Origin of the sequence: Vibrio sp. 1-2 (7-a) (assembly GCF_013048515.1) — a bacterium.
Lineage (GTDB): Bacteria > Pseudomonadota > Gammaproteobacteria > Enterobacterales > Vibrionaceae > Vibrio > Vibrio diabolicus.
In genome coordinates, this window is sequence record NZ_VHSQ01000002.1 from 273,999 (window position 1) to 289,577 (window position 15,579).

Below are 15,579 nucleotides of genomic sequence, written 5' to 3' on the forward strand. Positions count from 1 at the left end.
TTACAACGAAAACAAGGAAGACAAACATATGACTATTCGTTTTAGTCAACTTGCCGCTCAAGGGAACACGGCTCACCTATTTATTGACGATTGGAAAATAGATACTCAGCAATCTTGGGGAGTATTCAGCGCGGATGGGGATATTGGTTCTCTACTTGGAGACCTTATTTGTGGTGAACTTTTACCAATAAGCGGGAAACTTGAGCTTGATGGGCTGTCCGTTGCTCAAGTGTCGTTATCAGAGCAACAGCGATTACTGGAAAGAGAATTAGAAAAGGACGATACAGACTTTCTTGATCGTATCGATCAAGGCAGTACCGTTTACTCACTCATTCAGGAGCGCAGCCAAGACGCTAATTTAATAGATCAGCTGATTACCGATCTCGACCTAACTCACCTTAAACACAGTGGCTTTCGTGTTCTCTCTACAGGGGAAACAAGACGAGTGATGTTAGCTCGCGCTTTAGCAACACAGCCTGATTTGTTACTGCTAGATAACCCATTTACTGGTTTAGATATTGCCCATCGAGCAGCTCTCGCTCACTATTTACACTCGCTTTCTCAAACCGTACAGCTACTGGTCACCTTCTCTCGCGAGTCTGATATGCCTGAGTGGATTGATCGCGTTGCGCTTTTCAGTGCAGGAAAGCTGGACAGTACAATGGATAAATCCAGTTGGGATAATCATCCAATCATTGGACAGCTTAAATCTCAGTCCGAGCAACAGAGTGAAGAAATGATGAACTTGATACGTCAGCATCAGCACTCGACACACTTCGACAACCCAATATTTAAACTAACAAATGGGTCTGTTGAATACACTGATAAGAAGATCTTTACTGACTTAAACTGGCGAATAGACAAAGGTCAGCATTGGCAGATCAAAGGCCCAAATGGCTGTGGGAAGAGCACCTTGCTTGGGTTAATCTTTGGTGATCATCCTCAGTGCTACAGCAATGACATTGATATCTTTGGTAAAAAGCGAGGGTCTGGCGAGACAATCTGGGAAATTAAGCAGCACATAGGCATGGTATCTTCAGCGTTACACCTTCAATACCGCGTTAACTGCAGTGCGCTAGACGTGATTTTGTCCGGTTTTTACGACTCCATAGGGTTGTATAACCAACCCACTCGTAAAGAAGTGGACATCGCAAACGAATGGCTCGACATCCTACATATGAGCCAATACCGAAAAACCTCATTCAAGCAATTAGAGTACGGTCAGCAGCGCCTGTTGTTGATTGCAAGAGCCATCGTTAAACAGCCTACATTACTGATTTTGGACGAGCCATATCAAGGGTTGGATTTTCTTGGCAGGCGTTTAGTTAAGAATACTCTTGAGCTCATCGCCCGAGAGAATTTAAGCCAGCTATTGTATGTATCTCATTACCAAGAAGACCGCTTGGATAGCATCAAGAATGAGCTAGAGTTTGTTTTTGATGACAATGACCAATGTTACCGGGCTAACGTTTACCAATCATAATGACTTCGCTGAGCAAGTTGATCATAAGGTAAAGGCTTGGAGTAAAAGTATCCTTGATGATATCGCACTCCCATCTTTTTCAAATGGTCGGCTTGCGCCGTTGTTTCTACACCTTCGGCGATGAGTTGTACTTTTAGCTCTTCCGCAAAGTGAACAATAGCTTTTAAAACAGAAGCACTAAGGCTAGGTATACCAATAGTTTCGACAAAACATTTATCGATTTTTAGGTAATCTATACGCATGTGCTGCAGGAACGACAGCGAGGTTTGACCGGTACCAAAATCGTCGATTAACACATCAATGCCATGTACTCGCAGCGCTGCGATGCACTTTCTGGCTTCAGCATCAATGAGTTGACGTTCTGTTATCTCTATGCCTAATGAGACGTTATTTCGACTTAACTTCCTATCAATGAGTTGAATCTTTCTAATCGCGTTTGGCCCAACTAAGTAACCGGGCGGCACATTAATACCAAGGTGAACAGACTGATTAAAGTCTAATTTACTAAAGTCTTCTGCCGCTTTATCGAGAACGTAATCCGTGAGCAAAAAGACCAATCCACTTTGCTCCGCCGCTGGCACAAACTCATCAGGAGAAATGAACCCTTTATTCTGATGCTCCCATCGCACTAGGGCTTCAAAACCAAATAGTTGACCAGTATCGACGTTAATCTGGGGCTGGTAATACAGAGTCAACTCACCTTTCTTTATGGCTTTCTTTAAATCCAGAACCAAGCTTCGATGAGGATCGATAAATTTATTTAACGCATATAAGCAAAGATAGATAACAAAAATGATTGGAATTGAATACAAAAAATAGGAAAGTGTTCTCTGTTTGACGAATAGATCGCTAGCTTCACTCAAAGCTTCATACTCAAACATTTGCGACGATTTGATGCCAATAGGATTACTTCCCGTTCTCAACGCTTCTTCAGGTGCAACTTGGTCATGAATAAATAAGGCAGAGCGTTTTAAGCGTAAATCGTTATTAAATCCTATCTTCGCATTAAAGTAGTCATGATCAATAATCGTCACCGCTTGATAACCTCGCTCTCCTTCGGTCACGACGAGCAAAAATTGGTCATATACGCTATCCACGTTTCCCAGTGCTAACGCTTGTCCCTCAGGAAATGTAATGTGCTCGGCTAACGGCTTAGAAATTACGCCCAGTTTAGAAGAACACGTAATGATCCCATTTTTTACAATCAGCATTTCTTCGATATCTCGTTCAAACATCAAGTTTTGCTGAAGCTCTTCACATCGTCTAGGATGCAACAAAGCCGTGCGGTTTTCGGTCTCTATTTGGAATAAAATTTCGTCTGCGATTTGAACGTTTTTTTCTAATAGATGATTGAGGTTATTTTGCACGCTTTCACGAGCTAAATACAAGACCTCGCCAACAATCAAAGGAATGGGCAACAAAAAAATGATGGCTTTTTTAAAAAGCGCCTTATTCAGCATATAAAAGTAACCTTTTATAAAACCGATTTACTGAGATGGTATCTGGAATCTGATACCCACTAGCAACTCTCGTTTATAATATTATTTAGATTAACTCAGTATGCGAAACACTTAGTAATACCGCAAACTAAACAATGCCTTAATTCCTCTTGTTCCAATTTAGCATCAAACGACTCAAACCTGAGACGTCAATACGACATCACTTTTGAGCCCATCGGTACCAAGGTAAGCCCTCAGCCATCAAATTCTCACCCTGCGAGAATTACCCATTAAAATTATTTTTCTTTTCTCAGTGATTAAGAATTATATTTGTCGTAATTCATATAACACGTTACAACACTCTCATGACGACAAACAAAGCTAATGCGAATCAGGTAAACGAAAAAGCACTGCAGTTGTTAATGCAAGTTGCAGTTAGTCCATTCCCAGTCTCTGCGAAAACGCTAAGCGAGCAATTGAACGTTCCTTTGAGCAGTCTCTACCGACACTTGAAGCTGCTCAAAGAGTGGAACTTGATTGAAGAAAGCGTACACGACAAGACATTTGTCGTTGGCCCGGCAGCATTGCTGCTCATGCATAGCTATGAGACCGCACAGCATGGGTTAGATATGGTCGAAACCATACTGGCTCGGTTGGTACAACAAACAGGAGAAATGGCCGCTTATATGGTACCTGCAGGGTATCGCGCGCTTTGTGTCAGACAAAAAGAAAGTATGCAGGCGCTGCGTTGCAGCTTCGTCCAGGGTCAAAGTCAACCTCTGCTACGTGGTGCCTCATCTAAAGTGATGCTCGCTTTTATGCCTCAAAGTCGATGCGAGAAAATCTTGAGATACTTTAATCAAGATCACCGACGAGACGAATGGGAACAAGAGCTCACAACCATCCGTAAACACGGATATGCCGTCAGTACTTCAGAAATTGACCCGGGTGTTTCTGGCATCAGTGCACCAGTGATGAAAGGAAGCAAACTGATCGGCGCGGTCTCGGTGATGGCTCCGGCCCACCGAGTCGAAAAGGATAAGCAGCGCATTATTTTGCATGTGTTGCAAGCGGCAAGGGCACTACCACCAGAAAGGTAATTCATCATGTTAAGCTTTTTCAAACGCTATAAACTCCACCACACCGTGAAACAGCCGCAGCATTACCCTTTTTCTTTTATGACAGTGTGTGAGTATTTGCCTCCCATGTCTAAGGGAGCGTTTGAATTAGCTGATCAAAGTTTGGAAAATGCTAGCGATTGGCTATACCAACAGCATGATCATGAAACCGCTGAAAACTTTGGTCACTTCAACCACGACAAGCTGGAAAATGGCGAGTTTCAGGAAGCGTTAAGTCTTTCGCTTTCTCGTCATTCTATTCCCGTTTTAGTGACCAACTGTACCGAGGCAATCTTGTCCATGTTACCTGTGGTCGTGTCTTATCGAGACGAAGTGGGTGTGGTAAATATTGGACATGACATGAACTTGAAGCCGACACTTGAACCACGTTTAGGCTCCGCATTCCATTTTGCTCTTTCTCGCTATCAAAACGTGCGATTATTTTTTGCTGGTGTTAGCGAACAAGATACAAAGCAAGAAACGTGGGAATACGCGGAGGATCAAGGTTGTGACTGGGTAACCGATAAAGAGTTTTCTTTTCGTCATCGCAATAATGTAAAGCAGTTGATCGGCAATTACCTCGACCATTGCGACCAAATAATCCTCAGTATCGACCTTGGCTCCTTAAAAACCAAAAACAGCCTTGATGGTACCTCAGAAATTGATATCCAAATGGTTCTACGCACCATTAGGCAATGCCTGGTTGCAGGTAAAGTCAGAGCCATTCAACTCGTTGGCGATCGCGATCGTCTGGTCTATTCGAGACATACGAAAGCCATACTAGAAGAGTTATATCAAATGGCCCCACTCATTGTTCACGCAGCCTAGGATTAAGTTCGGTTCAGAATCAGGACGCTCAAGCTACTGATTCTGAATCAATATGGTCAATTATTATCTTTTACCAACAAATAGTTACATGAATAAAGCGACTCATGTCACACTTAGCTATTGAACTAATCTCATACTTACGCTCTAATAACGCCACTAAGCTTTGGTATGACATACGAAATAAAAATAGCCAAAGTTCAATAAGTAAGCGGATTAAAAACCAAAAACACCGCCGACATTTCAACTTTTGTGAGCATTTTCTCACGCTCGCTTGATGCCATCTTGTTCCACTTTTTTAGGACATTTGATGATGCGTCTTTGCAGTATTTTCGCTGCGGTTCTTGTTTTACCGCTAGCCTCACACGCCACCACTTATGACGTCAAAGATCTATCTGAGTTAGGTCAACTTTGCTCACACAAGAGCTTTAGTATCGGAAGTGATGGTACGACTTATCACTGTACAGGGAAACTCGTCCTACCCGCAGGTGACAAAATTGTCTCCTCATTACCGGAAAAAGAGATAACGCTAGAAGCAGCTCATGGCATTGTGTTAGAGGGGAACAATACGATTGGTGAACCCAATAAGCGTATCTCTCTACACGCACTCGCTACCGGATTAACGGTTAACAATGAGAAAGCTTCAAGCATTGACGATTACCAAAACAAGCACACGGTTATCTATGGTGATCTTCTATCGGCTTACCCAACAAAGCTGAATAACGTTCTCATCGATGGGGATATAGAGCTAACAGGTGAGGCCCTTCATATTGATGGTGAGTACAACACCATTATTGGTGACATTTTGACTCACAGTACGACCGATATATTCAATGCAAACATCTGCGGTAAGATCGAATCACAAGGCGACACACTACACCTAAAAACAAACCATCCTTTACAAGATCATTTTGTCGTTGGTGACATTGTGGCGCACAGTTCTCTGCTTATTGATGACATGGAGATCTACGGCACTACTGAGACTAAAGGAGCATCTGCCGCATTGAACGGTTCGTTCTACGACTCTACTACAGCAATTAAATACTTCCAAACATTGAACTTCAACAACGCTCCAAATCAGCCAAGTCAAGTTTGTGGTGAAATCCAACAAACGCCAGGAAGTGCACAAACGAAAGCACAAGACAACAAATACACGCAATACTGTGGATTGGGCGACACTGATTGTCACTACTCTTCTCAGCTCTGTCCGATTACCCCTCAAGATGTTCCGAATTGCAGCATGCAACCTCCATCGGAGAACGACTTCGACCTAAGCGTCACACCATCGGACGACATGGCACTGATGTGCGGCGACGATCTTCCGCAATTTACAGCAACAACAACCAATAATGGAGAAGTTGTAAGCGCAGAAGTCAGTGCAGCCCTATCACACCCTGACTTGTTCACTTTAGAGGTGATCAAAGGTCAGCAGACATTAAAAGCAAACCAATTTATGTCTGACGACAATGGTGAGCTCGTTGTTCGAGTGATCCCGAACGATATTGATACCATCGCGTTAGGTACTAACTACACGCTGACTTTCACTATGGCAGAAGACACCAGCAAGCATCAAACGGTTAGCTTTATGTTTACGCCATTTATGTTTGAGGCCTACTCAAAGACGAAAAGCGCAACTTTAAATGAAATACGCGTTATTGCAGGTAAACCAGAAAACGTGCATACGCGATTGCTTGCTTGTGCCCCCACCGGCGAACCTGTAGTCGCAAGCAACTACAATGGTACTCCTAAGATTTTTCATCCATTGGTTCAACCATTAGGAGGAAGTGAAGGAAACTTTAGCTATTCAGCGGAATTTAAAGACGGCTTGTCTGAACATGGTCTTATCACGAACGAGTCCGGCATATTTGAAGTGACATTGTCCGATCATTTTGAATGTGAGGGATTTGAAGAGTGCCCTGAAGAAGGCAAAGTGGAAGTGAAAGGAACATTTAATGTGTACTCGCGACCATGGACACTGGCTATCTGTGACAACCAACGTGCTTTGCCTTCTGGCACCTCTGAACAAGGAGATGGGTTTATTGCCGCCGGAGAACTTTTCTCTCTAACAGTGAAGCCGATCATTTGGCAAACTGACGGCTCTGTAAGTGGTTCTGTTGAATCAGCACGTTATTGTGATGCCTCTATCACCCGTAATTTTATGCTTGATGACGCTCCAGCAGCATCCGTTGTCTTGTCGAGTGAGCAACATACGCCATCAGAGACAGCGAACCAAACCTCGAAATTGCTAAAAAGTAGTGACTCACTGGCTCAAGCGCATAATTCAGCCAAGAATGATCAATTCGTCTTTAATGGATTATATTGGGAAGAAGTCGGGAGCTTGAGAGTAAAAACAAACCTAGAAAGTAAATATCTAGGTATGACTGTTAACGAAGGCTATCGTTACATCGGTCGTTTTTACCCAAAATATTTTCAAGTGCAAGACCAAGAATGGCACTACCCACATGGCCAAACTTTTGCTTACATGAATCAACCTTTTGAAAAAGTCACTTACGATGTTGTCGCACTCAATGCGAATAAAGAAAACGTGAAGAACTACGTCCACTTTTCATCTAACCTTCAACAACATTTCGATTTAGGCGAGCTAAGCTCATACTCCGAACGTTTTTTGCCGCCTAAGCCTAAGAAGGTAGACTGGAAACTACTGGGTAGCGCGAGTGTTGGAACGTTTGTTATCGAGAAGCCCTCAACCAACGCGACTTGTAACAATAGCCCATGTTGGAAAAAGAACACAACCGATAAACAATACCCTGATGGTCCATTTAATAATGGGACTAACAGTGACAGCAGCAAAATAGGTATAGTCACGACTAAAGCCGTTGATGAGGTAAATTTCTTTGATAACAGCGAAGTGCTCACTCAACAACCGGACATTCGATTCGGTCGTTTGAACTTTCAAGATGTAGGTGGCAACCAAGGCATGGTGATCAAAGTGCCACTTGATGTGGAAATTTGGCAAAACGGTCGATTTACGACTAACTTCGATGACAGCTCAACAACGGCGAATGGTGAATATTACTTCAGCACGCCAATTTGGTCTCATGCGCCAGCAAACAACGCCCTGCTTTCTGGCGTTGGAACGATGAGTATTGGCAGAATGACCGATATCGTTGCAAGCCAAATTGACTCAGCGCGCGAGCAAATACAATTCCACCTAGATTTAGACAGCTCAGGCAATCGCATCCCTTGGCTGAAATACGACTGGGATAGCTCTACAAGTGAAGAGGAAAACCCACCCGTCATTGTTACGTTTGGTATTCACCGAGGAAACGATCGCATTATTTATCGTGGTGAACCCAATATGCTTGGCCTAAATTAACGCGAAACGGCAAACAAAAAGAGCCCCTCAATTGAGGGGCTCTTTTCATCACAAACTGATGTAATTTACTTTGCGCCACGACGCGCTTTCAGGCGCTTCACCATAGCAAGACGACGCTCTGCCGACCCTTGGTCTGTTGCCGACTGGTTCGGATTATTACGACGACCTTGACGATTCTTGAATGCTGGTTTTGAGTGCAGCTTTTCAATGTAAGATTCACGCTGTTTTGGTTCATAGCCTGCAAGCTCAATACGGCGAATGCGTTGCTGGATTAGATTTTCAACCTGAACCACCGTGAGCTCTTCATCTCGGTTTACAAATGAAACAGCATGACCTTGTTTACCTGCACGACCCGTACGACCAATTCGGTGAACGTAATCTTCCGCTAGGAAAGGCATGTCATAGTTCACAACGTGAGGTAAGTCTTCAATATCTAGACCTCGAGCAGCGACATCGGTAGCCACCATGACACGTGCTTTGCCAGACTTGAACTCTTCTAGCGCACGACGACGAGCGCTTTGAGCACGGTCACCATGACAAACCACCGCTTTGATACCATCAAGTTTCAGCTCTTTTACCACTTCGTTTGCGGTCTCTTTATAGTTCACAAATACCAACACTTGTTTCCAGTTTTTGCGACCAATTAGCTCTGAAAGCAGTTCCGTTTTTCGCTCTTGATCAACTGGATATAGCACGTGAGCAACTGTTTGTGCCGTAGTATTTGCACGCTCTACTTCGATACGTTTTGGTTTACGCAGAATGTCTTTCGCTAACAGATTTAGCTGGCTTGAAGTCGTTGCCGAAAACATCATGATTTGTGGGTCTGTATCCACATCCAGCATGATCTTACGAACTGCATGAATAAAGCCCATATCCAAGATACGGTCTGCTTCATCAAACACCAAAAACTCTACGTGTGCCACCGAGACATTACCTTGTTCGATGTGCTCTTCCAATCGACCAGGTGTAGCCACAAGGATATCAACACCATTTTCCAGTGCCGCAACCTGAGAAGACATTTTACGGCCACCGAAAATCGCCGCCACCGACAGATTGGTGTACTTCGTATAAGCTTTGATGTTGTCAGCAATTTGTTCAGCAAGCTCGCGAGTTGGAGCCAAGATAAGTGCACGAGCAGTCTTACGAGAAGCGCTACGGTTACTGTCTAACAACTGCTGAATCATAGGCAGAGAAAACGCAGCCGTTTTACCAGTACCTGTTTGTGCTGTAGCGAAAATATCATGGCCTTTGCGAGCCATTGGAATCGCCTTCTGTTGAATTGGCGTTAACTTTTCATAACCGCATTCTGCCAGTGCTTTAACCACTTCTGGCGCAAAACCTTGAGATGAAAATGACATTGAGCGTATTCCTTAAACAAACCACTAAAAATAGCTTTAAAAATTTAGCCGTGCACTATACCCGAATTTGAGTGATTTATCTCACTTTTCTCATTGAAACGCTACAAAAGCAAAAACGGCGAACGCAGACAGATTGCTGGTTCACCGTTTCCGTTTAACATTTGTTCGATTTAACGCTTGATGCCAGACAACTGAAGGAGAATTTGCTCAAGTTCATCCCATGGCAACAGCTGAGAATCTATCACTTCTAATCGTGATTCAAACCCTTCTAAGCTGATTTCATTCACCGACACGACTCGGTTTGCAACATTAAACGCGTAGCACCCCTGATCCGTGTTGACCACCGCTTTAACACGTTCCGCCGTTAAGTCCGAAAGCATTGAGAAAAGTTTATCAAAATCAAACGTGTACTCTGCCCCAAACAACCACCCGCAACTAAAATACCCTTGCCCTTTGTTCTCTTTACGCACAAAGGCTTCACCTGGCGGCAACTGGAATTGAGGCTCTTGGTGAGCATGGTCATGATGATGTGACTCGATATGGGAAGAAGCGCTGCCGTAAACCCGTTCGATATCCAAGACTTCTATCGGTAACTCACCGTCATGAATAAGCTTACTGAATACTTTTGAGGGAGATTGGTCCGTCACCCAGTCATTAAACACATCAATGTCGTGACTGGTACAAAGGTCAACCTTACTGCCTATAACCACGTCTGCGCTGTCTAACTGGTCCACGAAATTTTGGTTAGAAAGATATTTTTCATCACTTAAGTTACGCGGATCAACCAGAGCGATCGTCGCTTTTAGATCAACGTAAGGTTCATACTGTTCTGAGGTAAGCGTCGCGATAACCTGTTTTGGATGACCAAGGCCTGTCGGCTCAATCAATAAACGGTCCGGTTTTTGGCGCAGTAACGCGGTAATACCGACCGACATCGGCACACCCGCCGTGCAACACATACAGCCACCCGGCACTTCTTTAATCAGCGCACCTTGGTCGGTCATCAATGCACCGTCGATGCCAATCTCACCAAATTCATTGACCAAAACCGCCCAGTTTTCGTTTTCCGGTTTGTTCTTCAGTAGATTTAAAATCGTGGTCGTTTTACCGACACCCAAAAATCCGGTCAGTATGTTGGTTGGTACTCGATTTGACATGCTTATCTCCGACACGTTAGTGCATTAATGCTCCAGCAAAGTATACGGAGAATGTGACTCGCTTCAACGCTTTTTATCGCGCTCATCAAGCTCATTGCGTGATGCGTGGGTACACATTTTTTGAGAATGATCAGAGTGACTTATCAACTCTGAACGCTTCATATCAGAAAGATACATACTGGTGTAAATGACGCAGGTAAAAAACGCGATAATAGCGACTACGATGGGAAGAACTCCGAGCGTGTTTTCGAATTTAAGCGCAGCGATAGCCAATGCGAAAACAACGACAGAGATAAGTGCGATTGACTTACTTTTGTTGCTTTTCATGATAACTCGCCTTTCGTAAGGGTAGCCCCTAACACCTCCTGTACTAGGGGAATGCCAGTTTGAACAACATCCAACCTGACTATTCAATGCTACTCCTTTCGCTACTTGTGAAATTTGACAAAGCTAACATTTATTGCAACATCAAACGATGAACTTATTACTAGCTTTCAGACACTTAGTGGACTGTAAAACACTTACTAGCAAATCGACCCGCCGCTGACCAATATGTCGTTTTCATTGGCAATACAAACTTGAGCCACCAGCCTTAGCCCTTCGACTATCATCTCCAGAGACATGGAAGGCTGACTGCCATCTACTGCTTGTTCTGGCAATAATGGGATATGAACAAACCCATGACGAACAGGTTTGTCTTTTAGATAATGTTGGATGCCATAAAAAAGGTGGTTACATACAAATGTTCCGGCACTGTTAGAAATCTGGCTAGGTATCCCCTGCTTTTGCAGCGTTTGAACAATACGCTTTATCGGCAGTGTCGAGAAGTAAGCATCTGGGCCGTCCGCCACTACGGGTTCATCAATCGGCTGATGACCAGCGTTATCTGGAATACGAAAATCATCCACATTAATTGCGACACGCTCTGGGGTGATCGCGCCACGTCCAGCCGCTTGCCCAACGGTAATCACACAATCTGGCTGGTGCGCTTCTATTGCATCAATAACGGTATTCAGTGACTCATACCGAATCACAGGAACTGGGCAAGTAACGATCATGGCATCTTCTATTGCCGCAGCCTCTAATCGCTTGACCGCTTCTAAGGCGGGGTTAATGGTGTCACCACCAAAAGGTTCAAAACCGGTAATCAGGACTTTCTTCATAACAGCCTTTAGGAAAAGAGTTTCACAAATTATTGCACTCCCCTTCACCCCATCCAATAGCAAAAGTATTGTTGACATAAGCCAGACAACATTATGTGACTCATGTCTAACCAGCGAGGGTTTTCACTTTATTGAATCTAGACAAGTTCCGGACTATCGAGACTAACTATCGATGATTAGTGGCAGGGCTAGGCTCTCTCATTACATGACTCACGCAGAAACTTGGTTTCCACGCTTAACTTAGGTAGAGTACGCGACCGCAATGCAATTCGAAGAGATTGAATACAATGAATATTGATAACCATGTAATCGAAACGATTGAAGAGTTAGAGGCATTTCTGCATTTAGTAGAAAGCGGCGCTCTGGGTCTTGAAGGTGTCACTGGCGTTGCGCTAGCCACCTCTAATACCGATGGCCGTCCATTTGTTGCCGTATTAGGAGAAAAGCACCAATTGCTCCTTGGCCGCTGGGTTTCGCAGCACGTATATGACAATGGTAAAGACATCGTTCGTAACGGCTCAACCAGAAAACACTAAGCGCTCAGCACCATCTATAACACCATACCGTCTTATACACCAAGCGTATGCTTTGAAAGCAATGCGCTTGGTGTACTTAAAAAATAAAAAAAGAAAAGGCTAGCCTTTATTAATTTTGTCGGTATACTGCACATCAGCTCTTACGGAAAGAGCTATTAATGTAATTAAAGATCAAAGTTTCTCTCAGTTCCACATCGAATTCCTCGTTTACGTTCCTGCGACAAAATAGTTATCTCTAAAATCATATAGTAGCACTTGATATTAGCTAAAAATTCAATATTTAAAACAATCAAATATAGAGGTATCTATGTCTAATAAATTAACTGGTTCAGTAAAATGGTTCAACGAAACTAAAGGTTTTGGTTTTATTTCTCAAGACAATGGCGGTGATGACGTATTCGTTCACTTCCGTTCTATTGTTTCTGAAGGCTTCAAAACTCTTACTGAAGGCCAAAAAGTATCGTTCGTTGTTGAACAAGGTAACAAAGGTTTACAAGCTGCTGAAGTAACTGCACTGTAATTCTTTGTGTGGCATCAACGTTGTTGGTGCCACAATCCCCTTCCACTTATTGCCGCCCTTACTATTCTCTATCTAAGTTTATATACCCAAATCACTTACCTCTCCCACACCGTCATTAATAACTTTCAATAAAGTCACTTTGGTATACATCTTTAGGTAATCACACTACCTATCTTGCAATTCCAGTTTGGAATTAAATTAATCTGATTCATATCTGAATCACTTCGCCTCATGCTTTGCTCATATAAATAAAGTTTATAAAATAAAAGCGATTGGCGAATATAAGAGAAAAAAATGAAATTAAATATATCCGCACAATCAATAAATTCTAATAATTACGAGCACATTATCCCTAGCCGAGACGTTATCCTTAGCCTATTCGATAAAGTTAAAAATCACTTAAGTCACGAGCAAATTTCTCGCTCTACTGGCTTAGATGAGAAACCACAAAAAGACGCTTTAAAAAAACGTTTACGCGCTATGGAGCGCGATGGCCAGTTGATTTTCACGCATCGCCGTGGTTATAAGAAAGTCGATCAAACCGCTTTGGTTTCTGGAAAGGTCAGCATTCACGCAGACGGCTTTGGTTTTGTCACTTACGACAGTAATGAAAAAGACCTTTTCTTACCTAAACACCAACTTACTCATGTGTTTGATGGCGATATCGTACTGGTTCTGAAAGGCAATGCTCAGCATCAAGGACGCTCAAATCATCGTTTCATCAAAATAGTGGAACGAAAAACAACCCACATCGTAGGCTTGTTAAAGAGAAAAGGTTCGAACTTCTATCTAGTGCCAGAAAGCGCGAAACTGACTCAAACCATTCATGTCACACCAAATGATCTTATCACCAAAAGTGCCGGTAAACTCGTTCATTGTAAAGTCACTGCCTACCCAGATCACAGACAATCAACAACGGTTGAAGTGGCGGAAGTATTAGGGCGTCCGGGAGAAGCAGGGATTGAAGTTAAATTGGCGTTACGTCGACATGGCATCAATGACCATTGGGATGATGAAGTTCTTCACGCTGCTTCCGCATTTGGCAATCACGTAGAAGAAAAAGACAAAACGTCACGAGTGGATTATCGAGATTTACCGTTCGTCACTATCGATGGGGACGACGCGAAAGACTTTGATGATGCCGTTTACGCATACCAAATGGACAATGGGCATTGGAAGTTATTCGTCGCGATTGCAGACGTATCTCACTACGTTCAGCCAAACGACCATTTAGATCTTGAGGCGCAATCTCGTGCAACGTCCGTTTACTTCCCCGGATACGTTGTACCAATGCTACCAGAAACATTATCTAACGGTTTGTGCTCGCTTAACCCGAATGAAGACAGATTGGTTATGGTATGTGAGATGACCTTTGACGACGAAGGTAACATGCTAGATTCAGAGTTTTCTGAAGGGATCATTCACTCGCATGCTCGTTTAACTTATAACGAAGCTTACCGCATTGTTTCCCAATCAGCGGAAGCAAAAAAATACCAAGGTAAGAACCCAAAACAAAACATTAAACAGCATCTGGTGAATCTCCATCGCTTGTATTTGAACCTATCTGGTCAACGTCAAGTCCGTGGTGCCATTGATTTTGACACGCAAGAGCTTTCATTCACGTTAAACAATAAAAAGAAAATCGCGTCCATCGTTCCTGTAGTTCGAAATGATGCCCACCGAATGATCGAAGAATTCATGCTGTGTGCCAACGTTGCCACCGCTCAATTTTTGCAGCAACAAAAAATACCGAGCTTATACCGCGTGCACTCTGGTCCTCAGATGAAAAAACTGTCCTCATTAAGAATGATGCTTGCAGACAAAGGGCTAACGCTTGCGGGTGGTGATAAACCAACTTCTCATGACTACAACGCATTACTGGAACAAGTGCAAGATTTGGATGAGTGTGATGTGATTCGTACCCTACTGCTACGTTCTCAGAGTCAAGCCGAGTATTCGCCGAAGAATATGGGTCACTTCGGTTTAGCCTATGACGCATACGCACACTTTACTTCGCCAATTCGTCGTTACCCAGACTTACTCGTTCACCGCGCCATTCGCGCTAAACTTCGAGAGCAAAAAACAGGCAAGCTACGCAGTCTGCTCATGAAACTAAAACCTATTCGTCAATTGACAGGTGCTGCGAACAACTACCCTTACGATGCAAAAGTAATCGAGCAACTGAGTGTGCACTGTTCGCATCAATCTCGTCAGGCAGATGAAGTGAGCCGAGAGGTTGAGTCAGCACTGAAATGTCATTACATGAAGCCATTTATTGGGCAACACTTCACGGGGACAGTGTCTGGGGTCACACACTTCGGGGTATTTGTTGAGTTAGAGGAAAACCGAATCGAAGGTCTCATTCCTTTATCAAGTTTCCAAAATGGTGAGTTCGAATTTGATGCAGTCAAACAAAAAATTTCTAGCCAGAGCACCACGTTTACTTTAGGGACTAAAGTGCACGTGTTGGTTAAAGACGTCGATTCGAAACAAAGAAAGATCATGTTCAATTTAAAAGATGCAGAACACACGGTAGGTTAGTCTGTCGTAGTCTATTTTCTAACCCATTGTTCAAAAATAAAAAATAAGCTTTAGATACCGCGATTAACTTGTGACATTTCGCTGACATCAGCTCATTCTAAA

At 43.3% G+C, this 15,579-nt stretch carries 12 protein-coding genes; 7 read left to right on the forward strand and 5 right to left on the reverse strand.

Features of this window, described 5'->3' with window-relative positions:
* Positions 1 to 28 precede the first annotated feature (28 nt).
* Positions 29 to 1,483, forward strand: a complete 1,455-nt coding sequence (gene modF / locus FKN08_RS08850; protein WP_170891880.1) for a molybdate ABC transporter ATP-binding protein ModF — start codon at positions 29 to 31, stop codon at positions 1,481 to 1,483.
* Here modF and FKN08_RS08855 read toward each other — a convergent pair.
* Complete coding sequence (locus tag FKN08_RS08855; RefSeq protein WP_170891882.1) at positions 1,471 to 2,943, reverse strand: EAL domain-containing protein; 1,473 nt, start codon at positions 2,941 to 2,943, stop codon at positions 1,471 to 1,473. The two genes, modF and FKN08_RS08855, sit on opposite strands and share 13 nt — an antisense overlap.
* Before the next feature lie 344 nt (positions 2,944 to 3,287).
* On the opposite strand from FKN08_RS08855, the gene FKN08_RS08860 reads away from it, so the two are divergent.
* The 3 genes from FKN08_RS08860 (at position 3,288) to FKN08_RS08870 (ending at position 8,202) form a co-directional block, all read left to right on the forward strand.
* Positions 3,288 to 4,022 (forward strand): IclR family transcriptional regulator, encoded by a 735-nt coding sequence (locus FKN08_RS08860; RefSeq protein ID WP_005391048.1) that lies wholly within the window; start codon positions 3,288 to 3,290, stop codon positions 4,020 to 4,022.
* A gap of 6 nt (positions 4,023 to 4,028) precedes the next feature.
* Complete coding sequence (locus FKN08_RS08865) at positions 4,029 to 4,868, forward strand: arginase family protein (protein WP_170891884.1); 840 nt, start codon at positions 4,029 to 4,031, stop codon at positions 4,866 to 4,868.
* 307 nt (positions 4,869 to 5,175) lie between these two features.
* The gene (locus tag FKN08_RS08870; protein ID WP_170891886.1) at positions 5,176 to 8,202 is read left to right on the forward strand and encodes a DUF6701 domain-containing protein; all 3,027 of its coding nucleotides are present in this window, start codon (positions 5,176 to 5,178) and stop codon (positions 8,200 to 8,202) included.
* Positions 8,203 to 8,267: 65 nt separating this feature from the next.
* Here FKN08_RS08870 and FKN08_RS08875 read toward each other — a convergent pair whose 3' ends face one another.
* The 4 genes from FKN08_RS08875 to pcp all read right to left on the reverse strand — a co-directional run bounded on the left by FKN08_RS08875 (position 8,268) and on the right by pcp (position 11,880).
* Entirely contained in the window at positions 8,268 to 9,560 is a 1,293-nt protein-coding gene (locus tag FKN08_RS08875; protein WP_053808958.1) for a DEAD/DEAH box helicase, read from the reverse strand.
* Between the two features lie 170 nt (positions 9,561 to 9,730).
* Positions 9,731 to 10,717 carry a GTP-binding protein gene (locus tag FKN08_RS08880; protein WP_017635758.1) on the reverse strand — a complete coding sequence of 329 codons (987 nt, stop codon included), beginning with the start codon at positions 10,715 to 10,717 and terminating at the stop codon, positions 9,731 to 9,733.
* Positions 10,718 to 10,780: 63 nt separating this feature from the next.
* Positions 10,781 to 11,044: a hypothetical protein gene (locus FKN08_RS08885; RefSeq protein ID WP_005391057.1), complete on the reverse strand. Its 264-nt coding sequence runs from the start codon at positions 11,042 to 11,044 to the stop codon at positions 10,781 to 10,783.
* Positions 11,045 to 11,241: 197 nt separating this feature from the next.
* The gene (gene pcp / locus FKN08_RS08890) at positions 11,242 to 11,880 is read right to left on the reverse strand and encodes a pyroglutamyl-peptidase I (RefSeq protein WP_170891888.1); all 639 of its coding nucleotides are present in this window, start codon (positions 11,878 to 11,880) and stop codon (positions 11,242 to 11,244) included.
* Between the two features lie 287 nt (positions 11,881 to 12,167).
* Here pcp and FKN08_RS08895 point away from each other — a divergent pair, with 287 nt between their 5' ends.
* The 3 genes from FKN08_RS08895 (at position 12,168) to rnr (ending at position 15,477) form a co-directional block, all read left to right on the forward strand.
* The gene (locus FKN08_RS08895) at positions 12,168 to 12,416 is read left to right on the forward strand and encodes a hypothetical protein (protein WP_005391061.1); all 249 of its coding nucleotides are present in this window, start codon (positions 12,168 to 12,170) and stop codon (positions 12,414 to 12,416) included.
* Between the two features lie 307 nt (positions 12,417 to 12,723).
* Positions 12,724 to 12,936: a cold-shock protein gene (locus FKN08_RS08900; protein WP_005375644.1), complete on the forward strand. Its 213-nt coding sequence runs from the start codon at positions 12,724 to 12,726 to the stop codon at positions 12,934 to 12,936.
* Between the two features lie 294 nt (positions 12,937 to 13,230).
* Positions 13,231 to 15,477, forward strand: a complete 2,247-nt coding sequence (gene rnr, locus FKN08_RS08905) for a ribonuclease R (protein ID WP_170891890.1) — start codon at positions 13,231 to 13,233, stop codon at positions 15,475 to 15,477.
* Positions 15,478 to 15,579 lie beyond the last annotated feature (102 nt).